This window comes from Gemmatimonadaceae bacterium (assembly GCA_036504815.1).
Lineage (GTDB): Bacteria > Gemmatimonadota > Gemmatimonadetes > Gemmatimonadales > Gemmatimonadaceae > PNKL01.
The window spans coordinates 1-21,839 of the sequence record DASXUN010000007.1 but is presented as its reverse complement, the minus strand read 5'-3'; the positions used below and the strand labels follow the sequence as shown (position 1 = coordinate 21,839).

Annotated in this window: 20 protein-coding genes; 4 read left to right on the top strand and 16 right to left on the bottom strand. The window is 68.4% G+C overall.

Translation table 11 applies throughout. The annotated features are described in order from the left end of the window. Window positions 1–66 precede the first annotated feature (66 nt). Window positions 67–1,248, bottom strand: a complete 1,182-nt coding sequence (locus tag VGJ96_03475; protein ID HEY3286164.1) for an acyl-CoA dehydrogenase family protein — start codon at window positions 1,246–1,248, stop codon at window positions 67–69. Between the two features lie 146 nt (window positions 1,249–1,394). Here VGJ96_03475 and VGJ96_03470 point away from each other — a divergent pair, with 146 nt between their 5' ends. Further along, window positions 1,395–2,201, top strand: coding sequence for an alpha/beta fold hydrolase (locus VGJ96_03470; GenBank protein ID HEY3286163.1), 807 nt, complete (start codon window positions 1,395–1,397; stop codon window positions 2,199–2,201). On the opposite strand, the gene VGJ96_03465 is transcribed toward VGJ96_03470, so the two are convergent. The 4 genes from VGJ96_03465 to VGJ96_03450 all read right to left on the bottom strand — a co-directional run bounded on the left by VGJ96_03465 (window position 2,172) and on the right by VGJ96_03450 (window position 5,825). Further along, on the bottom strand, window positions 2,172–3,056 hold the full coding sequence (locus tag VGJ96_03465) for a hypothetical protein (GenBank protein ID HEY3286162.1): 885 nt from the start codon (window positions 3,054–3,056) through the stop codon (window positions 2,172–2,174). The genes VGJ96_03470 and VGJ96_03465 overlap by 30 nt on opposite strands. Window positions 3,057–3,084: 28 nt before the next feature. Then, a complete protein-coding gene (locus tag VGJ96_03460; protein ID HEY3286161.1) occupies window positions 3,085–3,684 on the bottom strand; it encodes a lysophospholipid acyltransferase family protein in 600 nt (199 codons plus the stop codon). Window positions 3,685–3,762: 78 nt separating this feature from the next. Next, on the bottom strand, window positions 3,763–5,004 hold the full coding sequence (locus VGJ96_03455; protein ID HEY3286160.1) for an MFS transporter: 1,242 nt from the start codon (window positions 5,002–5,004) through the stop codon (window positions 3,763–3,765). Continuing rightward, window positions 5,004–5,825 carry a type II secretion system F family protein gene (locus VGJ96_03450; GenBank protein ID HEY3286159.1) on the bottom strand — a complete coding sequence of 274 codons (822 nt, stop codon included), beginning with the start codon at window positions 5,823–5,825 and terminating at the stop codon, window positions 5,004–5,006. Before VGJ96_03450 ends, VGJ96_03455 begins: the two co-directional genes overlap by 1 nt. A 173-nt stretch (window positions 5,826–5,998) precedes the next feature. Here VGJ96_03450 and VGJ96_03445 point away from each other — a divergent pair, with 173 nt between their 5' ends. Next, window positions 5,999–7,495, top strand: coding sequence for an AAA family ATPase (locus VGJ96_03445; protein HEY3286158.1), 1,497 nt, complete (start codon window positions 5,999–6,001; stop codon window positions 7,493–7,495). A 155-nt stretch (window positions 7,496–7,650) separates the two neighbouring features. Here VGJ96_03445 and VGJ96_03440 read toward each other — a convergent pair whose 3' ends face one another. Beyond that, entirely contained in the window at window positions 7,651–9,270 is a 1,620-nt protein-coding gene (locus tag VGJ96_03440; GenBank protein HEY3286157.1) for an L-lactate permease, read from the bottom strand. 176 nt (window positions 9,271–9,446) lie between these two features. Between VGJ96_03440 and VGJ96_03435 the strand changes: the two genes are divergently transcribed. Further along, window positions 9,447–10,052: a hypothetical protein gene (locus tag VGJ96_03435; protein ID HEY3286156.1), complete on the top strand. Its 606-nt coding sequence runs from the start codon at window positions 9,447–9,449 to the stop codon at window positions 10,050–10,052. Here the strand turns inward: VGJ96_03435 and VGJ96_03430 are convergent. From VGJ96_03430 to VGJ96_03385, 10 genes are all read right to left on the bottom strand, one after another. After that, window positions 9,980–11,791 carry an ABC transporter ATP-binding protein gene (locus VGJ96_03430; GenBank protein HEY3286155.1) on the bottom strand — a complete coding sequence of 604 codons (1,812 nt, stop codon included), beginning with the start codon at window positions 11,789–11,791 and terminating at the stop codon, window positions 9,980–9,982. The genes VGJ96_03435 and VGJ96_03430 overlap by 73 nt on opposite strands. Then, a complete protein-coding gene (locus tag VGJ96_03425; GenBank protein HEY3286154.1) occupies window positions 11,791–12,594 on the bottom strand; it encodes a glycerophosphodiester phosphodiesterase in 804 nt (267 codons plus the stop codon). Before VGJ96_03425 ends, VGJ96_03430 begins: the two co-directional genes overlap by 1 nt. A 170-nt stretch (window positions 12,595–12,764) precedes the next feature. Then, a complete protein-coding gene (locus tag VGJ96_03420; GenBank protein HEY3286153.1) occupies window positions 12,765–15,557 on the bottom strand; it encodes a TonB-dependent receptor in 2,793 nt (930 codons plus the stop codon). A gap of 220 nt (window positions 15,558–15,777) precedes the next feature. After that, window positions 15,778–16,338, bottom strand: coding sequence for a C40 family peptidase (locus tag VGJ96_03415; protein HEY3286152.1), 561 nt, complete (start codon window positions 16,336–16,338; stop codon window positions 15,778–15,780). Window positions 16,339–16,424: 86 nt separating this feature from the next. After that, a complete protein-coding gene (queD, locus tag VGJ96_03410; protein ID HEY3286151.1) occupies window positions 16,425–16,778 on the bottom strand; it encodes a 6-carboxytetrahydropterin synthase QueD in 354 nt (117 codons plus the stop codon). An 80-nt stretch (window positions 16,779–16,858) separates the two neighbouring features. Further along, window positions 16,859–17,500: a 7-carboxy-7-deazaguanine synthase gene (gene queE / locus VGJ96_03405; GenBank protein HEY3286150.1), complete on the bottom strand. Its 642-nt coding sequence runs from the start codon at window positions 17,498–17,500 to the stop codon at window positions 16,859–16,861. A 74-nt stretch (window positions 17,501–17,574) separates the two neighbouring features. After that, window positions 17,575–18,291, bottom strand: a complete 717-nt coding sequence (gene queC, locus VGJ96_03400; GenBank protein ID HEY3286149.1) for a 7-cyano-7-deazaguanine synthase QueC — start codon at window positions 18,289–18,291, stop codon at window positions 17,575–17,577. Next, window positions 18,288–19,319 (bottom strand): agmatine deiminase family protein, encoded by a 1,032-nt coding sequence (locus VGJ96_03395; protein ID HEY3286148.1) that lies wholly within the window; start codon window positions 19,317–19,319, stop codon window positions 18,288–18,290. Before VGJ96_03395 ends, queC begins: the two co-directional genes overlap by 4 nt. A 3-nt stretch (window positions 19,320–19,322) precedes the next feature. Further along, window positions 19,323–20,267, bottom strand: a complete 945-nt coding sequence (locus VGJ96_03390) for a carbon-nitrogen hydrolase (protein HEY3286147.1) — start codon at window positions 20,265–20,267, stop codon at window positions 19,323–19,325. Window positions 20,268–20,355: 88 nt separating this feature from the next. After that, a complete protein-coding gene (locus tag VGJ96_03385; protein HEY3286146.1) occupies window positions 20,356–21,642 on the bottom strand; it encodes a DUF4147 domain-containing protein in 1,287 nt (428 codons plus the stop codon). A 13-nt stretch (window positions 21,643–21,655) separates the two neighbouring features. Between VGJ96_03385 and VGJ96_03380 the strand changes: the two genes are divergently transcribed. Next, a partial coding sequence (locus tag VGJ96_03380) for a hypothetical protein (GenBank protein ID HEY3286145.1) occupies window positions 21,656–21,839 on the top strand: 184 nt, incomplete at its 3' end.

Here is a 21,839-nt window from a genome sequence, read left to right as displayed (position 1 = left end):
GGAGGGGATGGGGGCGAAGGGACGGGTAATGAGTGCAGGAACGGGGGACGGGCGCGGGAACGAGGACTACGCCCGCGGCGGGAGATACCGCTCGATCGTATGCCGGGCCACGGCATCCTTGTGTACTTCGTCCGGCCCGTCGTAGATCCGTGCGGCGCGCTCGTGGGCCCACCAGTTGGCGAGCGGCGTCGCGTCGGTCAGGCCATAGCCGCCGTGCACCTGGAGGGCGCGGTCGAGCACCTTCTGCATCACCTGCGGCACGAAATACTTGATCATCGAGATTTCGTCGCGCGACTTGCGCTGGCCGTCGCGCTCGAGCCGTGCCACGGTGTCGCGCACGAAGAGCCGGGCCGCCTCGGTCTCGGCGCGGCTCTCGGCAATCCAGTGCCGGACGGCTTGCTTATAGGCCAGCGGCTCGCCCGGTGCCATCTCGCGCTGCAGCGCGTAGCGGCACATCAGGTCGATGGCGCGATCGCAGATGCCGATCCAGCGCATGCAGTGGTGCACGCGGCCGGGCCCGAGGCGTTCCTGCGCGAGCATGAAGCCCGCGCCCTCCGCACCAATCATCGCCGAGGCCGGCACGCGGCAGTCGGTGAAGGTCAGCTCGCCGTGGCTCGCGTATCCCGCGCCGACATGCCCCATGACGGGGATGTTGCGGGCGAGCGCATAGCCGCGCGTGTCGGTCGGGACGATGAACATCGACGCGCGATGGTGCGGCTTGGCCGCCTCGGGGTTCGTCACCGCGAGCACGACGCAGAACGCGGCGCCGTCCGCCGAGGTCGCGAACCACTTGCGGCCGTTGATGACCCAGGCGTCGCCGTCGCGCGTCGCCGTCGTGTCGAGCCAGACGGGATTGGATCCGGCGCGCGCGGGTTCGGTCATCCCGAAACAGGAGCGGATCTGTCCCGCCGCCAGCGGGCGCAGGAAGCGTTCGCGCTGCTCCGCGGACCCGTGCGCGAGCAGGAGTTCCATGTTCCCCACATCGGGCGCCTGCACGTTGCACGCGAAGTGACCGATGGGCGTGCGGCCGAGAATGGCGCTCGCCTCGGCAAACTCCGCCATCGGCATCGAGAGGCCGCCGTATGCCGCGGGGAGGTGCGGCGCCCAGAGGCCGCGATCCCGGGCCGCCTGACGGGCGCGCTCGACCTGCGATTCGATGGCCGGCCACGGCTGGCTGAGCACCGCGGGCTCGAGCGGAAGCAGTACTTCCTCCACGAAGGCCGCGTAACGGGCAAGGAGATCAGTCATGTGTTCAAGGTATTGAGCCTCGACGGGCGACGCCACGAGATGCCGAGGGACATCGCGTGCCGTGACATGCGACCGCCCTTACGTCGCCCCAGCGTTCGCGTTACCTCTCTTCGTTGCCCGTCTGTCTTTCACCACGTCGAGACGACATGCCTCACCTGACGATCAACGGCGTTTCCTTCTTCTACGAAGACACCGGCGGCCCCGATCCCGCGATCGTCTTCAGCCACGGCCTGCTGATGTCGTCGCGCATGTTCGCGGCGCAGGTGGACGCGCTGAAGGACCGGTTCCGTTGCATCGCATACGACCATCGCGGCCAGGGACGCAGCAGCGATCCGGGCGGGCGTTCGCACGACATGGATACGTGTTACCGCGATGCCGTCGCCATCATCGAAGGGCTCGACGCGCGCCCGTGCCACTTCGTCGGACTGTCGATGGGCGGCTTTGTGGGCATGCGCCTGGCCATTCGGCGTCCCGACTTGCTCTACTCGCTCTCCCTGCTCGAGACATCGGCCGAACCCGAGGCGGCGGAGAATGTGCCCAAGTACCGCCGGCTGGCGCTGGTGGCGTCCACCCTCGGCACGCGCTTTGTGGCCGACCGGGTGATGCCGATCCTCTTTGGACGCACCTTCATGGAAGATCCGGCCCGCGCCGACGAACGCGCCGCGTGGCGCCAGGAGATCGCCTCGCGTCCGCGCTCGATCGTGCGCGCGGTGCGGGGTGTGATCGAGCGCGAAGGCGTCATGGAGGAGATCACGTCCATCCGGGTGCCCACGCTGGTGGTGGTGGGCGAGGAGGACACCGCCACGCCGGCGCCAAAAGCGCGGCGGATCCACGAGCACATCGCCGGATCGCGGCTGGCCAGAATTCCGGCGGCCGGCCACTCGAGCAGCATCGAGCAGCCGGCCGCGGTCGCGCAGGTGCTCTCAGACTTCTTCGCGACGCTCCCGCAGTAGGACGCGCGCATCCCAGAGCGCGCGTTCCATCGCCGTGAGGCGATCCTGATAGGCGCGGGCGCGGCGCAGCAGCACGGTCACGCGGTGCGAGCCGAGGCCGCCGAGCGCCACCAGGCCAACGGTGAGCGTCAGCCAGAAGATCAGCGGATCCGGGCCGGCCGCGCCGCCCCACTGGCGGCCGCCCAGCAGGGCGCTCAGGTATTCCGGGCCGGAAAGCGTCACGGTGAAGGCCACGAGGACGCTCACGATGCCGGTGATCCACGCATGGGCGACCGCGATGGCATGCAGGCCGCGCTCCTCAGTGACCTGGTTGCCCAGAACGTCCGCCGCGTCCTCGAGCTGCGCCGTCGTCATCGACTCGAGGGACGGGCGACTGAACCGTTCCGGATGGCGGATGCGCCATGCCCACGGACGCCGCGCGCGGCGCCGCTTGCGGCGACGGGCACCGCGCACCTCGTCCAGCTGTTCGAGCCGCCGGAGCACGTCCTGCTGCCGGGTGCGCGCGATCCGCACGCGCTCGCGCTGCCGGTCGTAGCGCCGGGCGAAGTACGCGCCGAGCGGAATCGTGGTGGCCAGGAGGATCAGCAGCGACGTCATCTGGGTGAAGCGCGACTGCTGGTTGCTGGTCCACTCCGACGGCGACAGCGTGAAGACGGTGACGGCGATGAAGACGATCAGCGTCAGGACGAGGAAGCCGATGTACATCCAGCCACGGCGCGTCCGGTAGTTGATGCGCCCCACGAGCCGCCGGAACTCGACGCGCAACGCCTCGACCTCCGCCAGGACGAGCGTCTGGTCGTCGCGTTTGACGGTCTTGAAGATTGGGGCGGGTGTGCCGGAGAAGTTTGGTCGCACGATGGGTTGGGCGTGAACGTCGGCGCCGCTACTCGACGTACCAGGCCGGGCGGTGGGCCTGGCTGGCCTTGTAGAAGGATCGCAGGTGCGTGATGTCACGCTCGGCGTCCCCGGTCATCACCTGCGGCTCATGAATGACGATGCGCTTTCGCGGGAAGTCGAAGGCAACCGGCACGATCGGTACCTTCGCCCCCACCGCGACCCAGTAGAAGCCCGTGCGCCACTTCTCGATGCGCTTGCGCGTCCCTTCGGGCGAGATGGCGAGAATCATCTGCTCGCGCGTCCTGAAGTACTCGAGAGTCTGCTCGACGACGTTGTTCTTGGAGAACCGGTCGACGGGGACGCCGCCCAGCCAGTAGAAGATGAACCCGAACGGCGGCTTGAAGAGCGTGTCCTTGCCCAGGAAGGTCCCGCGAATGCCGAGCGCGAACATCGCCATGACGCCCGTGGGAAAATCCCAGTTGGACGTGTGCGGCGCCACGATCAGGACGAACTGCCGGAGATTGGGGAGACGCCCCTCGAATCGCCACCCGGTGAGGAGCAGGAAGAACGAGGCGACGGCTTTGGTGAAGAAGTTGCCGCGGCGGTGGATCTGATCACCGACCGGCGGGATAAGGGTGGTCTCCATACGGCGCTGAAGCTAACGGTACAAGGGCAGGGGGCAAGCGGGGCGTGCGCGGGTGCGGCGAGCCGGTGGCGCCGACGCCTAGGCCGTGGGACGATCGTTCGCGGCGGCGGCCGCGGCGCGGCTCTCGCTCCGCCACTCGCGCGCCACTGGCGCGAGCACGCCCGCGGCCACGAGGCCAAGCACGACGACGAGCCCACCGACAGCAATGAAGATGCCGCCGTAGTTTGGCACGCCTGATGCACGCCGCGTCACCTCCACGGCGATGCCGCCCGCGATGGGGCCGGCGAGGAAGCCGAAGCTCCCCGCCACCTGGAATGCGCCGAACAATCCTTCGCCAGCGCCGCGCCGCGCGAACTCCGAGACCAGCAGCAGGTTCGGCGCGAACATCAGCGCGCTCGTCAGCCCGGAGAGCACCATTGACACGGCGAGCATGCCGTGCGGCACGACGCCGTATGTCGCATAGACCGCGCCGAAGCCGAGTGTCCCGGCGATGATCGGCCAGAACCAGCCGATCCGGTCCGCCAACCGGCCCACGGGCCAGCACAGGAAGGCGAACGGCATCATGAACAGCGCCATCAGCAGGCCACGTTCGGCGGGCGTCACCTTCTGGATCTCCCCGAGATAGAGCGTGAACGTCGAAACGAAGATGCCAATCGTGAACCGGTCCATGAAGCCGAAGGCGAGCGGCATCCAGAGGGCCAGGGACGTGCGCTTCCACTCGTAGCGGTGTCGCGTCATCGCCGGCTGGTCGGCCGGCAGGCGCGGGATCGCAAGCGAGGCCAGCGCCGCGAGCACCAGCAGCGCGGCCCCGGTGAGGTACACGGCCGATGTGCCGCGCTCGACGAGCCATCCGCCGAGTGGCGACCCGACGGCCACGCCCGTCATCAGCGAGGTGGCGACGAGGCCCAGGGTCGCGCCGCGTTTCTCGCCGGCGAGCCGGTTGGCGGCGACCATCAGCAGCGTCACGGCCGGCAGGTGCGCCACGCCGTCGACGGCGCGCCAGGCGAGCAGCACCGGCACCGACGCCGCCGCATTCATCCCGAGGAAGGCCACCGCGTCGAGGAGCAGCGATCCCACCAGCCAGGCGCGGAGGTTGGGACGACGGCGGAAGAGGACCATCGCAATGGGGACGCCCACGATGCCCGTCGCCATGTTGGTGGCGGTGAAGGCGTGCGCGTCGGCGCGCGTGCCACCGAGGTGCACGATGACGAGTTCGTGCAGGCCCGCGACCACGAGCGTGAGTGGGACGAGCGTCAGGAACGTGGCGAAGGCAATGGCTCGGCGGGCCGCGCGCGCTTCGGGGGTGTACGCGGACGTCATCAGCGGAAGCCATCCTCGTAAAGGTCCGCCAGCTTGCGGAGCGTCGTGGAGAAATCCCCCGTGCGGTCGGCGACGGCGAGCGCGCCGATCAGGTCCGCCGTCATGTGGGGAGCCTTCGAGAACGTCTCCTGCAGGCCGCCGGCGGCGAGCTGGTGCTCATCCATGGCATTCACGAACGCCGAGAGCTGCGGATCGGCCGCCGCTTCGGCCGCCAGGCGAATGGCGCGCGGCAGCGGGAGCCCGGCTTCGACGCCGGTGGCCAGCGCGCGCGCGAAGCGGGCACGCACGAGCGGCGGTCGCTTGCCGAACCGCTCGGCCATCATGACCAGGAACGATCCGCCCGAGGTGACCCACGCCACGCACCCCGTGGCGACGAACGCGATGTAGGCGCCGGTCTGCCCGAAGTAGAGCAGTGGAAACGGGGCAATGAAGACCATGCAGATGGCCGTGAACATCGGGTACGCCATCTGCTTCTTGATCCACAGGATGAGGCGGTGCTTCGACTGGTAGAACTGCGCGAGGAGCTGCAGTGCCTCCTCGAACGTGCCGGTCTCCTCGCCAAGCACGAGGATGGCCCGCTCCATCGGCTCGAAGCGCTTGCCGCCCGTGCGCACGAGATAGGTCACGCGCTGGCCGCGCCGCGCCCCGTCGAGCAGCCAGTCGCGCATCTCCTCCACGTGCGGTGCGCCGCGCGGTCCTATGGTACGCAGCGCGTGCTCGTTGGTGAGTCCCGCGTGCACGGCCGCGCGCCACATGCGATAGAACTCCTCGCGGTGGCGGCCGTCGTCGAGGGCACGGTAGGCGGAAAGGAAACTCGGCACGGGGAGGAAGATACACGGCAGCGGAACGGGGAGGGGATGGAGGCGTGGCGACGAGGGACGAGTGCAGGAACGGGGAGGAGGCGGGCGCGACCATGGGCACCTACATTCTCCCTCGCCCCCCGTTCCGACTCCCAATCCCCCTCGCTTCGCCTCCGGTCTCCTCCCCGTTCCGTATGCCCTCTGACTCCAATTTCGACGAACTCGAACTCCTCATCCGGGCCAAGTACGCCCTGATCGTCCTGGATACGGTGGAAGTTGAGCGTGCCGAACAGGGACTCGCGCTCGCCTCCTCGCGGCTGAACCTGCTCTACTTCTCCTGGAGTCGGTCGCGCGGGCTGCGCCGCGGGGTGATGGCGTCCGATCCGGTGATGGCGAACACCGAGGATCCCGCGAAGGCGCTGGCGGCCGCCGTCGAGGAGGGCGCGGGGTTGTTCCACTTCCGCGAATTGGGCGCGCACCTGGACGACCCAGCGGTCGTGAGCCACGTGCTCGACGTCGTGCAGCAGTTCAACGCGCGCCGCGGCGCGCTCGTGCTCACGGGGCACAACATTCGGCTGCCCGAGGCGCTGCGCCCGCATGCCACGGTCATTCGACTCTCGGGCGCGACGTACGAGGAATACCGCCAGCTGATGGAGCGGCTGATTCGCGAGTACTCAGCCAAGATGCCGGTGCGCGTGGAGCTGACGCGTGAAGACCGCCTGCGCTTCATCAACAACCTGACGGGACTCACCCTCACCGAAGCGGAGAAGATCATCACCCGGCTGATCGTCGAGGATGGCGCGCTCGACGCGCGCGACATCGAGCGCGTGAACGCCGCCAAGCGGCAGATCGTGGAACAGGACGGCCTGCTCGAGTTCTACCCGCACACCGAAGGCCTCGACCAGGTGGCGGGTCTCGGCGGCTTGAAGGCGTGGCTCCAGCGCCGCCGCGCCGTGGTCGCCGATCCGCGGCGGGCGGAGGAGTTCGGGCTCGGTTTTCCCAAGGGCGTGCTGCTCCTCGGCGTGCCCGGGTGCGGCAAGAGCCTGTGCGCCAAGTCGGTGGCGCACGAGTGGGGGCTGCCGCTGCTCAAGCTCGATCCGTCGAACCTCTACGACAAGTATGTCGGCGAGAGCGAGCACAACTTCAAGCGGGCGATGCTGACGGCCGAGCGCCTGGCGCCGATCGTGCTCTGGATTGACGAACTGGAGAAAGCCTTCGCGTCAGCCAGCGCGGATGCCGACGGCGGCGTGTCGCATCGCATCTTCGGCACCTTCCTGAGCTGGCTCCAGGACCGGCGCGGCGACGTGTTTGTCGTCGCCACATCCAATGACGTCGCGAAGCTGCCGCCGGAGTTCATTCGCAAGGGGCGCTTCGACGAGATCTTCTTCGTGGATCTTCCGGGCGACGAGGCCCGCGCCGAGATCCTTCGCATTCACTTGAAGAAGCGGAAGCAGGACCCCGAGAAGGTCGAGATTCCGCATCTCGTCGCCGCCACCAAGGGGTTCAGCGGCGCGGAAATCGAGGAGAGCATCGTCAGCGCGATGTATGCGGCGTTCGCGTCGAACACGCCGCTCGACACGGATGCGCTCGAGGCGGAGATCGTCGCGACGCGGCCGCTCTCGAAGACGATGCCGGAACGCCTCGATGCGCTGCGGCGGTGGGCGTCGCATAGGACGGTGGCCGCGGAGTGAACTGCTGCGGAACGAGGAGGGGGTAGAGGCTCGGCGAGGAGGGACGAGATGTGGAACGAGGAGGGAGTTCACCGGCGCGCCGGGAGAACTCCCTCCTCGTTCCGACTCCCATTTCCCCTCGCCAAGCCCCTACCCCCTCCCCGTTCCGAGTCCGTTCAAGCCAGAATCATCACCCAAAGTCCCACCAGGCTTGCCAGCACGATCGAATGCCAGAAGATCCGGCGCAGGATCAGGCCTTCGTGTCCGACGAAGCCGGTCGCGGCGCCGGCCACCACGATGCTCTGGGCATCGATCATCTTGCCCATCACGCCGCCGGCGCTGTTGGCGGCCGCCATCAGCACGGTGCTCACGCCGACCTGCGTGGCGGTCAGCACCTGCAGCGATCCGAAGAGCACGTTGCTCGAGGTGTCACTGCCCGTGAGCGCAACGCCGAGCCAGCCGAGCATCGTGCCGAAGTACGGATAGGCCCGCCCGGTGCGCGCAAAGGCGAGGCCGAGGATCGCGTCGAGTCCTGAATAGCGCATCACGAAACCGATGCCGAACATCGCCGCGATGGTGAGCAGGGGAATGCGCGCGCGTTGCAGGGCGTCGAGGTACGCGCCGGTGAGGCTGCGGCGGCCCGCGCGCATCGCGAGCCCGGCGACGAGCCCCGACAGCAGGATGGCGGTGCCCGTGGCCGAGAGCCAATTGAACGTGAAGATCGCCGCTTCGGGCTTCGCCACGGCGACCACCGGCGGCGTGCGTTCGACGAGATTGTGCAATCCTGGCACCTGTATGGCCGGCGCCGAGAGGACGTTGAGGCCGTTCTTGACGGCCGGGACGCCCCAGGCGAAGACGAAGACCGCGAGGATCAGCCATGGGAGCCACGCCTTCACGATGTCGATCGCGGGCGCCGTTTCGCCGTGGCGGTGCTCCGCGGCGAACCTGGCAGCCGCCTCGGCGTCAGCATGCGCCTCGATGTCCTTCGGTTGCCACACCTTGAGGAAGAGGGCGAGTGCTCCCATCGAGCACATCGCGGCGACGATGTCCACCAGCCAGGGGCCGTGATACGTGGCCATCAGGTACTGGGGAATCGCAAACGCCGCACCGGCGACGAGCAGTGCGGGCCAGACCGCCATCGTGCGTCGGATGCCGCAATGGGCGGCGACGAGCCAGAACGGGACGATGAGACTGAAGGGCGGCAGCAGGCGTCCCACCATCGCCGACAGGTCGTGCACGTCGAGACCGGTCACCGAGCCCAGCGCAATGATTGGCGTCCCGAGCGCGCCGAAGGCCACCGGTGCCGTGTTCGCGAGCAGCGAGAGCACTGCGCTCTCGAGCGGACCAAAACCGAGTCCGACCATCAACGCCGAAGTGATGGCCACCGGCGTTCCGAAGCCGGCCGCTCCCTCGAAGAAGGCGCCGAGCGAGAAGGCGACGAACACCAGCTGAAGTCGCCGGTCCGCGGTCACGTCGGCGATGTGCGCGCGCAGCGCCTCGAACGCGCCGTGATCGACGGCGAGCCGGTAGAGGAAGAGGACGTTGACGAGAATCCAGCCGATCGGGAACAGGCCATACGCGGCGCCCAGTCCCGCGGCGGCGACCGTGGTTCGCGCGGGCATTCCCGAGACGGCGACGGCGATGATCATCGCCGACCCCAGGCCCAGCAGTGCCGCCCAGTGCGCCTTCACCTTGTGCGAGGCGAGGGCGCCGAGCAGGATGACAACGGGGAGCGCGGCGACGAGGGTGGAGAGGAGCGCGCTGCCGAGCGGATTGTAGGGTTGCGGCCAGGTCACGGGCGGCGGGGTGGGGAAGGCCCGAAGATGCGGCACGGCGGGCTGGGGCGCCACCGTGGCGGGCTTTGTGGGAGCGGGGTATAGTCTAGGGCGATACGGAAGGCAGATGGCGGATGGCCGATGGCAGAGTCCGCTGAGTCGCGCTTCGACGCTTACCCCCAACCGGAACGAACTCGATGAGAATCCGCCTGCTCGCTGCCCTCGCGCTTGCCGTCGTGATCCCTGCTGCCGCGCGCGCGCAGGGCGAGACCAAGCCCGCCGCCCTCGACCCCGTCGGCAAGTACGCCGTGCAGGCCGTCGTGCAGGGACAGGCGGCGGATTTCGAGATGGTGATCGAGAAGAAGGACGACGGCTCGTACACCGGGACGTTGGCCAACCCGAATTTCGGCACGTCGGTGATCTCGTCCCTGAAGATCGAAGGGCGCACCATGAAGCTGGTGCTGGCTACGCCGCAGGGCATCGAAGCGGTGGCCGAGTGCACGGTCGCCGAGGATGGCACGTTCGACGGCTCGTGGTCGATGCAGGGGGATGGGGGGAAGATGACGGGCAAGAAGCTCCCGCAGGGAGTTTCTTGCCAGAGAAACAAGAGAGACAACAGAAAGACAACAGAGAGACAACAGAGAGACAACAGAGGCCCGGCGCATGAATCAGCCGGGCCTCGTCTGTTGTCTTTCTGTTGTCTTTCTGTTGTCTCTCTGTTGTCTCTCTCTCACTCCTGCCTGGCTATTTCCTCACCCGGATTGATGAACTGGTCCATCGCGGCGTGGTATTGCGTGTCGTAGAGCTGCTTGTACCGTCCGCCCAGCCGGAGCAGTTCGTGGTGGGTGCCCCGCTCGACGATTTCGCCGTGCTCCAGCACCAGGATCTGGTCGGCGCTCTGGATGGTGCTCAGGCGGTGCGCGATCACGAAGGTCGTGCGCCCGCTGCGGAGGGCACGGAGGCCCTCCTTGATCTGCTGCTCGCTCTCGCTGTCGAGACTCGACGTCGCCTCGTCGAGCAGGAGGATGCGCGGGTCGCTCAGGATCGCGCGGGCGATGGCGACGCGCTGCCGCTGGCCGCCGGAGAGCTTCACGCCGCGCTCGCCGACCACGGTGTCGTAGCCATCGGGGAATTGCCGCACGAACTCGTCGCAATGCGCGACGCGCGCCGCGGCCAGCACCTCGTCCTTGGTCGCGCCCGGCTTGGAGAACGCAATGTTGTCGAGCACGGTGCCGTCGAACAGGAAGTTGTCCTGCAGCACGACGCCCAGGTTGGCGCGGTAGTCGCGCAGGCGCAGCGCCAGGAGGTCCTTGCCGTCCACGAGGATGCGCCCGCCCTTGGGGCGTGCGAAGGCCATGATCAGCGAGATCAGCGTGCTCTTGCCGGACCCGCTCGACCCCACCAGCGCGGTGGTCGTGCCGGCCGGGGCGTGGAAGGAGACGCCGCTCAGCACCGGGACGCCGGCGCGATACTCGAAGCTGACGTCGTCGAACTCGATGGCGCCCCGCAGCCCCGCGACGCGCTCACGCGCCGCGTCGTGTTCGTCCTCGGTGGGCGTCTGCATGATCTCGCGGATGCGGTCGAGGCCCGCGAACGCCTCGGTGATCTGGGTGCCGATGCTGGCGATCTGCACCACGGGAAAGGCGACGAGCGCAACCATGAACACGTACATGAACAGGTCGCCGATCGTCATCTCGCCGCGGATAATCGCGCGACCGCCGAAGACGATCAACACCACGTAGATGGCGCCGATGATCACCGTGCTCAGCGCGCCGATGGCCGACGTCCCGGTGATCGTCCGGGCGATGTTGCGAAAGAGCCGGTGCGCGCCGAGGGTGAACACCTTCTCCTCGCGCTTCTCGGCCGTGTAGATCTTCACCACGCGCGCGCCGCCAAAGGCCTGCCCGAGCCGCCCGCTCACCTCGGCGGAGATCACGCTCCGCTCGCGAAAGACCGGGCGCAGGGTCATGAAGGCATACGCCATTCCCGCCCCGAAGATGCCGAGGAAGAGCAGCGTGGCCACCGTCATCTGCCAGTTCAGGTAGAACAGCACGCCGAGCGCGACCGCGGCAGTCAGCACGCCGCCCACCAGCTGGATGATCCCCGTGCCGATGAGATTGCGGATCCCTTCGGCATCGTTCATCACCCGGTTGATCAGCACGCCGCTCTGCGTCTCGTCGAAGAACGAGACCGGGAGGCGCAGCAGCCGGGCGTGCACCCGGCGGCGAAGCTCGGTGATGGCCCGCTGCCCGGCGACGCTGATTACCTGCGAGAGCGCAAAGGAGGTGGCGGCCTGCACCAGCGCCGCGAGTCCCACGGCCAGCGCGAGCGGCCAGAGCAGGTCGAACCGGCGCTTGCCGACGACTTCGTCCATCAGCCACTTGGTGCTCGCCGGCCCGACGAACCCGGCCGCGCGGCTCGCCAGCATCAGTACGAAGCCGATGCCCAGCGTGCGACGATGCGTCCACATCAACGCCTTCGTCTCGCCCCAGGCCAGCTTGTAGTTCGTCTTCTTCTTGTCGGGCGGCGTCGGGGCCGTCATCAGGTCTCCGCAGCGGATATGACCCCGGGGCCACGCCCAAGCAGGGCGAGCATCGTTCCCGGGTCATCGGAAAGTATCGCGTTGACCCCGCCCGCCCAAAGCGTCCGGGCCATCGCCGGGTCATTCACGGTCCAGCAGTGCGTCGGGATCCCCCGCCGGTGGAGCATGCGCGCGAAGCGCCGGACGGGGAGGCGCAGCCATTTCCAGCGCGGCGGGACGCTGCACGCCTGGTAGTGGACCGTTCCCGCCGGGAGCAGCAGCAGGGCGCGCCAAAGCAGCCGCGTCACGTCGCGACGCGAAGCGGAGATGTGGAAGCCCTGTCCCTCGAGCTCGTCGTGCGCTGCATTGCTGAAACTGCCGATCAGCACGCGGTCCTTGGCGCCATGCCGCGTGATGGCCCGCAGCACCGGGGCGGTCGCCTCGGGCGCCTTGATCTCGAGAATGCAGGGCGTGTGCGGGAAGGCCTCGAACACCTCGTCCAGCGTGGCAATGCCGATCCCGCGGCCACGATACGGAAAGGTGCGTCCGCCATCGCGCGTGAAGCGGTATCCTGCGTCGAGCCGGCGGAGTTCCGCCAGGCGGTGCTGGGCCACCGCGCCCGACCCGTTGGTGGTCCGATCGAGGGTGGGATCGTGCAGCAGCACCGGCACGCCGTCGGCGCTCAGCCGCACGTCGAACTCGATGCCATCCGCGCCAAGCGCGATCCCCTGACGCAGTGACTCCAGCGTGTCCTCGGGGGCGTGCATCGAATTGCCGCGGTGGGCAATGACGAGTCGCGCGGTGGGATCGAGCAGAACGAGCATCCAGAAACTTAACGCGGAGGCAACGCCGGGTGCGGTGCGTAGGTGAGGCAGGGGGCGCTCCGCGCGCAACGAGAACGAAAAACAAGGCGGCGGAGCATCTCTGCCCCGCCGCCCTGTCTTGTGTCTGTTGTCTCTCTGTTGTCTATCTGTTGTTTCTCTGTTGTCTCTCTCTAGAACGCGTATTGGACTCGCGTCATCACCAGCCGCCCCAGCGGCGCGCCGCCGACGAACTCGGCGTGCCGTGTGTCGAGCACGTTCTGCGCCATCACCGAGAGCATGGCGCCACCCAGGAAGTTCGGGCGGAACGTCATCGACGCATCGTACAGGTTGTAGGCGTGCACGTCGCCGACGTAGACACCCGAGTTGCCCGGGAACCGCGCCGCGTGACGGAAGCGCGCTTCGGCGCTGAAGCCCTGCGCGTCATCCTTCCAGCGGAGGGCGACCGTGCTCTTCTTGCGCGGGGCGTTGAGCGCGATGTCCGACACGCCGCCCACCTGCGAACGCGAGAAGAAGTCCTTGCTGACCCAGCTGTACGTGCCGTAGACCGAGAGACGATCGGCCACCATGTACGTGCCGCTCAGGTCCACGCCGCTCAGTCGCACGCGCCCGAAGTTCCGGTAGGCGAGCACGATGTCGGTGCTGCCGGAGAGCGGGTTGTCCGGGTTCACGACGCCGAGCGGAACGCCCGTCGTCGAGGAGCCGGAGACGCCGCCGAGTCCGCCGGCAATCGTCGGCGCCAGCTGGGTCGCCAGGGCCACCGCAGTCGGACCAGCCGCCGGTCCGAGCTTCGGCGTGAGCGCGGCGGTCAGTGCCGGCACCAGGTTCGGGCCGATGAAGCCGGCCAGCGAAGCCGCGTCGAGGAAGACGTTCGGCGTCTCGACGATCAGCGGTCCCACGAAGTCCGTGCGTTCCGAGTACCACCAGTCGAGCGTGCCGTAGAACTTCTTGCCCAGCTGGCCCTTCCAGCCCGCTTCCCAGCTCGTCGTGAGCGTCGGGCGGATCTGGTCGATGTCGCGCACGTCACCCGCGGCGACGTCGAAGAAGCGCGCCGTCGTCGGGTTGAGGACGCGCAGCTTCGTGCCGACCTGCGTCGGCCCCGGCTGCAGCGACGCCAGCGTCTGCATCACGAGCCCCGAGAGCTGGGCCGCCGTTGCCGCGCCGAAACTCGGCGTGAGCGCGGCCGTCACCGCGTTGCCCATGCCACCCGCCGCACCGGCGGCGACCGCCGCCTTGTAGAACGCCGCGGCATTGGCCGGGGCATAGGCGCCCTTGCCGGCCGGGTTGAATGGCGACTTCATGCACAGGTTGCCGACGCCGCCCACGCAGTCACGCCGGAAGTGGAACCCGTCGGACGGCGTGCCCAGCGCCCGCACGGTGTACAGCGAGTTCGATGCGTTCGTCCCGCCGATGTAACCCGCGGCGAGGTCGAGGAACTGGTTGTTCGTCGACGGGTTGGAGAAGCCCTTGTTGTACGAAACGCGGAAACTCTGGAGGTCGTTCGGGTTGTAGACGATCGCCGCGCGCGGCGACCAGCTCCCTTCGCTCAGGCGGCTGTGCTTGTCGTAACGAATGGCCGCGACCGCCTGCCACCACTTGTTCAGGTGCGTGATGGAGTGGACGTAGCCGCCCACCTCGGTGAAGTTGTCGTCGTTCTCGTTGCGGCCGTTGATCGTGCCGCCGGTCACCGGGTTCGTCGCCAGATAGTCGGCGCCGTACACGAACGTCTGCCGGTTCTCCGCGCCGAAGGCCATGCTGTGCTGCACCTGCGCCACGGTCTGGCTCGACTTGTCGACGATCGGCGCGCCGGTGCGAAGCAGGAACGTCTCGCCGGCGTCGCTCTCGTTGCGGAAGACCTGCGCGAACAGGCGGCCGCGCTTGGCGCGCAGCTGGTACGCGCGGAACTGCCAGTCCTTCACCTGCCCGGCGCCGAGGCCGGTCGGCTCGACGGCGCTGCCGATGAGCGCCTGGCCGACATTGGCAACGATTTCGGTCTTCTTGTCCGGGCGCCAGTCGGCGCGGAAATCCAGCGCGGTGCGCTCGATGTCGAACACGCGCTGCCGGCCGGCCTTCAGCTCGACGCTGTCCACGCTGGTGAAGTCCGTCGCGGTGAGGCGCTCGGCCGACAGCTTGTAGCCGAACTTCTCGCCCACGGTGTTGGCGTAGCGCGCGGAGATGCGGCGCAGGTTCTGCTCGCCCACGTCGGCCGTCAGCATGCCGCCCTTCGAGGTGAACGGCGACTTGGTGATGATGTGCATCACGCCCTGGGTCGCGTTCGGGCCGTACAGCGCCGCCGCGGGGCCAAGGACGACTTCGATGCGCTCGATGTCTTCGTTGCTCGTCGGCGCCATGTACGAGATGTTCACGCGCAACGACGGGACGAAGTTGAAGCGGTTGTCGGTCAGGGTGAGCAGCGAGCCCGAGAAGATGTTGTTGAAGCCGCGCGCCACGACGTTCGACTGCACCACGCCGCCCGCCGTGATGTCGATGCCGGGGACGTCGCGCAGCTGGTCAACGGGCGTCGCGGCGACCGTCTCATTGATCTTCTCCTGGCTCAGCACACTGATGGCCGCCGGCGCCTTGTTGATCTTCTCCTCTTCGGCGATGCCGGTCACCGCGACCGCGTTCAGCTGGGTGGGCATCACGACCAGCGTGAAGTCCGCCGTCGCCGTGCCGCTTGTGACCGCGACATTGTCCTTGCGGGCGGGCTTGAAGCCGATGCGCGTAATGCGGATGGCGTAGGAGCCGGCCTTGAGGCTGGTGAGCGTGTACCGCCCATCCTCGCCCGTCGTCACGACGGCCACCGTGCGCAGGCCTTCGATAGCCTGAACCGTGGCCGCTGCGACTGCGGCTCCCGCGTCGTCGGTCACCTTGCCGACAATGCGTCCTTGCTGCGCCGCCGCGGTTCCGGCCACGGCAACGAACCCTATTGCCGCAAGCAACCTGCCGACGAATCGAACGACCATAAGTGGCACCTCGTGGAGGAGTGTGTTGCAACCGACGCAACATTCCCGCCGCCGTCGTAGGCGGAGGGAAAGCTGTACATTCAAGTCCGCTAAAACTTTGGCAGACAGCCAGCAAAGGTCAATAAGCGTGGCGCGGGATTTTCGGAGTGGGACAGGTCGTCCCACTGCGCAACAAGAGGCCCGCCGAGTGCCGGGCCTCTCCGCCAAGTCACGGGTGTTTCTACCGCGAGCCGTCAGGAACTGTAGTGGAATCCCTGAGAACGCGGCGCACCGTTCGAAGCTTGAGCGTCGAACTCCGCGAGGGAACGTTCACCTCCACCACGCGACGCTGCCCGGTGCTGGCGTGGATCATCTTGCCGTCGCCGATGTAGATGCCGACGTGTGAAATGCGCGCGCTGCGGCCACGGCCGAACATGAGCAGGTCCCCCGGCCGCAGCGCGGTCGAGTCCGGATTCACCGCGTCGCCCTCGCGTGCAATCCGCGCGGCATTGTGCGGCAGCTCCACACCAACGGTCTCGAGGACGTACTTCACCAGACCGCTGCAGTCGAATCCCCGCTCGGGCGAGGACGCCGCGTAGCGATAGCGCTTGCCCAGTTGCGCGCGGGCGCGCTCCACGACTGAATCGGCCGACACGAGGCCGTGCTTCGCGAACGGCCCGTCCGGATTCGCGCCGCGAGCGAGCAGGGCTGCGAGCGGACCGGCACCCCCCTGCTGCGCCCAAAGACGCGGGGCAGCGGCGAGGCACAAGACGGCGAGAAGGAGGCGGAATGCGGGGCGCATGGGAACCTCTAAAGTTAGCCTCTCGGCGGCCCTTCTGGAACCGCAAGCACCCCATGGGGTTCCGGGCGCGACGCGCGGCGCCGCCCTCAGCCGCGGTAGACGACTCCCGAGGCGCCCGTCTCGGTGATCTCCACCCGGCTCAGGCCGGGGAGCGAGGTGCGAAGCGCGTCCCAGATCCAGATCGCGAGGTGTTCGCTCGTCGGGTTCTCGAGCCCCGGGACATCGTTCAGGAACCGATGGTCCAATGCCTCATGCACCGGTGCGAAGGCGCGCTGCACCTCCGCGAAGTCCACCACGAATCCCGTGACGGGGTGCACGGCCCCCGAAACCGTCAGGCGCACGCGAAAGGTGTGCCCATGCACCCGCGCGCACGGATGATCCTCGGGAACGCCGGTCAACCGGCGGCCAGCGGCGATGGAGAACTCGCAATAGGTGTCCATGCGGGGGAAAGAGAAGAAACAGAGAGAAAACAGAGAGAAAACAGAGAGAAAACAGGCGCGCGGGTTCCGCTCCGGCGCTGCTACCGCAACCCCAGCAGCTTGTGCGTCTGCAAGCTCAGGCGCCACCGCGGATGCGACAGGCAGTACTGCACAGTAGCCCGCGTGTTCGCTTCGCGATCCGGGCCATCCATCGGCTGCAGCAGGAAGTGACGAAATGCGAGGTGCGTGAACTGCTCCGGCGCGACGCCCTCTTGAGGATGCACGAGCTTGAGTTCGTCGCCGCCGGAAATCGCCAGCGGCGCCCCCGCCTTGGGGCTGACACAGATCCAGTCGAGACCGCGCGGCGCGGCCAGCGTGCCGTTGGTTTCCACCGCCACGGTGAAGCCGTGCCGGTGCAGCGCATCGACGGCGTCGTCGTCGAGCTGCAGCAGCGGTTCGCCGCCGGTGCAGACGACATACCGCGTGTCCGCGCCCTCGAAGGCCGACGGCCAGGCCGCCGCCACGGCGCGGGCGAGCTCCTCGGCCGTCGCAAAGCGGCCCCCGTCCGGTCCGATGCCGAAGAAGTCGGTATCGCAAAACCGGCAGATGGCGCCCGCCCGGTCTTCCTCGCGCCCCGACCACAGGTTGCAGCCGGCAAAGCGGCAGAAGACGGCGGGTCGGCCGGCCTGCATGCCCTCACCCTGCAGGGTGAAGAAGATTTCCTTGACGGAGTAGAAGGGCACGCTGGGCGGACGAAGGATGGTGAAAATCGACTGGCGGATGGCGGATGGCGGATGGCGGATGGCCGATGGCGGATCTACTTGTAGCTCGTCGGATCGGCGAGTCCGGCCTGCGCGAATCCGCGACGACGGAGCTGGCAGGCGTCGCAGTGACCGCAGGACGCGCCGCCGGGCGACGGGTCGTAACAGCTCGTCGTCATCGCGTAGTCGACGCCGAGCGCCGCGCCGAGTTCGATGATCTCGCGCTTCGTCATTGCCATCAGCGGCGCGTGCACCTGCAGCCGCGTGGTGCCCTCGACACCGGCGCGCGTGGCGAGGTTCGCCAGCTGCTCAAACGCTTCAATGAAAGCGGGGCGACAATCCGGATAGCCGCTGTAATCCAGGGCGTTGACGCCGATGAAGACATCCTGCGCGCCGAGCACCTCGGCCCACGCCATCGCGAACGAGAGGAAGATCGTGTTGCGCGCCGGCACGTAGGTGACGGGAATGCCGGTTCCCATGCTCGCTTCGTCCCGATCCTTGGGCACGGCGATGTCCGCCGTCAGGGCGGAACCGCCAAAGGGACGCAGGTCGATGTCACAGACGACGTGTCGCGCGACCTTCCAATGCGCGGCGAGAACGCGGGCGCGCTCCAGTTCCAGCTGATGCCGCTGCCCGTAGCGAAATGAGAGGGCGTGGATTGCGTATCCCGCGCGCGTCGCCCACGCGAGCACCGTCGCGGAGTCGAGTCCGCCGCTCAGCAGCAGCACGGCGGGCGTGCCCGCGGGCACGGAGGGAAGCGCGGGAGGGGTCACGCGGGCTGCTGCTGGGTGAGGCAGTGCACCGTGCCGAGCCCCCAGACGAGGTCGACGGCGTGGATGCCGATGACGGCCCGGTCTGGCAGCAGCGAGGCCAGCGTGTCGAGCGCGACGCGATCATTGGCGTCGTTGAACGTGGGGACCAACACCGCCTCGTTGGCGATGTAGAAGTTGGCGTAGCTGGCCGGAAGGCGCTGGCCGTCCATCATGACCGGGCGGGGATAGGGCAGCGTCACCACTCGCAGCGCCTCGCCCCGGGCGTCGCGCGCCGCACGCAGCCGCCGCAGGTTGTCGAGCGACCGGGCGTGGTTCTCGTCGGCCGGGTCTTCTTCGTGGGCCAGCACCACCACCCCGGGCGCCACCCAGCGCGCGATGTCGTCCACATGGCCGTGCGTGTCGTCGCCGACGCACCCTTCGCCAAGCCAGATCGTCTTCGCGCATCCAAGCTGTGCCGCGAAGATCGCCTCGTACTCGGCGCGCCCGAGTCCGGGGTTGCGATCCTGCACGCCCGACAGGAGCCATTCCTCGGTCACCATGATGGTGCCGAGGCCGTCCGTCTCGATGCCGCCGCCCTCGAGCACGACGGGGCCGCGGCCGTCCGGCCGCATCGGCACCGTGCGGGCGTGGCCGGTCGTGGCCGCAATGAACTCGCCGACCGTCGCGTCGTGGGCGAAGTTGTCGTACTTCGCCCACGCGTTGAAGCCCCAGTTGCACCAGCGGTGACGGCCGTCGTCGCCCACCACACCGGTGGGCGCGCTGTCACGCAGCCAGACGCGGTCGCACGGCTTGATGTGCAGACGCACGGTGCCCGTGACGTGGTGCGCCGCGAGGCACGCCTCCGCGTCCTCCCGTACCGTCTCGTCGTGGCAGAGGACCTCCACCGGCTCCGACGCGGCGAGCACGCGCGCGATCTCCGCGAAGACCCACGGAATGGGCTCGAACTTGCCGGGCCAGTCGGGTTCGTGGTGCGGCCACGCGATCCAGGTGGCCGCGTGCCGCTCCCATTCGGCAGGAAACCGGGGCATGCGTCAGCCCTCGCGGGGGCCGATCCACCGACTCAGGATCGGGCCGTATGCATCAATGCGCCGGTCGCGAAGAAACGGCCAGTTGCGGCGGGTCTCTTCGATGCGGCGTGGATCACAAGTGGCCATCAGAATGGCTGGATCGCTCCCGGCCTCGGCGAGCGGGCGGCCGAAGGGATCATAAATGAATGAGTGCCCGAAGAACTCCAGCCCATTCGTTCCTTCCGCCGCCTCAAACCCGACGCGATTGGCCGCCGCCACGAAGACGCCGTTGGCGATGGCGTGCGCGCGCTGCGCGGTGCGCCAGGCGGTCACCTGGGCATCACCCCACTCGGCCTTCTCCGCCGGATGCCAGCCGATGGCGGTCGGGTAGAGCAGGATCTCGGCGCCAAGCAGCGACGTCACGCGCGCGGCCTCCGGATACCACTGATCCCAGCAGATGAGCACCCCAATGGTGGCGTATCGCGTCTTCCAGACCATGAAACCGCCCGCCTCGCCCGCCGGGCCGCGCGCGCCGGCGGGTTGCGCCGGCGCGTGCGCGTCTCCTGGCGCGAAGTAGTACTTCTCCTCGAAGAGCGGGTCGTGCGGAATGTGCATCTTGCGATAGACGCCCTGCACCGTGCCATCCGCGTCGATGATCGCCGCCGAGTTGCGATACACCCCGGCCGCCTGCCGCTCGTACATCGGGACCACGAGGACGATTTCGAGCTCCTTCGCCAGCGCCGCCAGGCGCGCGACCATGGGCCCCGGAATGGGCTCCGCCAGGTCGAAGCGCTCGAGGTCGAGTCGCTGGCAGAAGTACGGCGCGTCGAAAAGCTCCTTGAGACAGATCACCTGCGCGCCGCGCCCGTGCGCGTCGCGAATGCGGGCGATGGTCTGCTCCAGCGTCGCGGCCTTCGTGGGGGCAACACCGTCCTGGATGAGGGCGACGGTGAACGGGGCGGGTGACATGGGCCCAATTTCACCTGACCAGGGGGAGATTGCTACTGAGCGAGGATGTAGAATCCCGACCGGAGCTCAGGAAGTCGTCTCCGCGTCGCTACATCCGCACCGCGATAACCACGTCCCCGACGTTGGTGCCGGTCAGTCCGGTCTTGAGGAGCGCGCCCGCCGCGTTCAATGCCGCGTAACTGGCGTGGCGGTGGAGCGCGCTGCGCGCATCGGTGCCGGCCTCGATCACGCGTCCCACGGTCGTCGCGTCGACGATGGCGCCCGCCGCGTCGGTGGGACCGTCGCGTCCATCGGTGCCGGCGCCGAGCAGGGTGATGCCGCTCGCGCCGGCGCCGGCACTGGCGAGTTCGATGGCCGCGGCGAGCATCATCTCCTGGCATCGCCCACCGGCGGCGGTCTGGTCGGCGCTCAGCGTCACGGTGGTCTCGCCGCCCCAGAGGGCGACGCCGCCGCGTGGCAGCGCCATGGACGCGGACGCGATGCGAACCCCGGCTTGTGCCGCCTCGCCATAGAGTGGCTCGTTGACGATCACCACGGGATCGAATCCGAGCACCCGGGCGCGCAGCGCGCCAGCGTCGAGCACGCCACCATTGCCTTGCACGGCGGGAACGCCCGCGAACAGGAAGGCCGGGGATTCGGACTTCGGTGTCTCGAGCCGTTCGCCCCGCATCACCTCGTCGAGGTACCTGAGCATCGCCGGCGGCGTCTGGTCCAGCAGGTGCGTCTCGTCGAGCAGCAAGCGGACGTCCATCGCCGTCGACGCATCAGGCACACACGGCCCGGACGCGATATGCGCCAGGTTGTCGCCGATGACATCTGAGAGGACGATGAGCTCGATGCGCGCTGGCGCCAGCTGCGCGGCGAGCCGTCCGGCGCCCCAGCGAAGGAAGCGCTTCCGGATCGCGTTGACCCGCCCGATGTCGAGTCCCGAGCGCAGCAGGGCACCGCACAGGACGGAGAGATCCTCCCACGCGATCCCGTCCACCGGTGCCGCGACCAGGCTCGACGCGCCTCCGGAGAGCAGGACGAACACGCGATCACCCCCCGGCACCTGATCGCACAGTGCACCGAGCGCCTCGGCCGCGGCGAGCGACTGCTGCCCCGGCAAGGGATGGTCGCCGGCGATCGTTCGAATCGCCGGATGCGGTGAATCCCCGACGTGCGGGCCGATGATGAGGCCCCCGGCAATGACGGCGTTGCGCTCGCCGAGTTCATGCACTGCCGCGCGGGCCATGGTGTAGGCGGCCTTGCCTAGCGCGAGGATCCAGATGGGGCGGCCATTCGCGCGGTCGGCCGGCAGCCGGAGCCGCACCGCACGCGCCGTGAATGCCGTGGGATCCGCCGCGATGAGCGACGCCGCAAAAAGGTCGCGCACGGTCACGGATCCAGTGCGACTCGACGGGATGGACGAGCGGGCCATGGCGGTCTGCATGAAACAAACACCTGTTGTCGCGAAATGGGACACGGCGCTGCCTGCAGCGGCGCAGGCAGGTCGGTGGACGGATGCGGCAATGATTGGCGCCTGCCGTCAGATCGCCGTCACTCGGCGCTCCGGCAGAGGGGCGGGGGGGG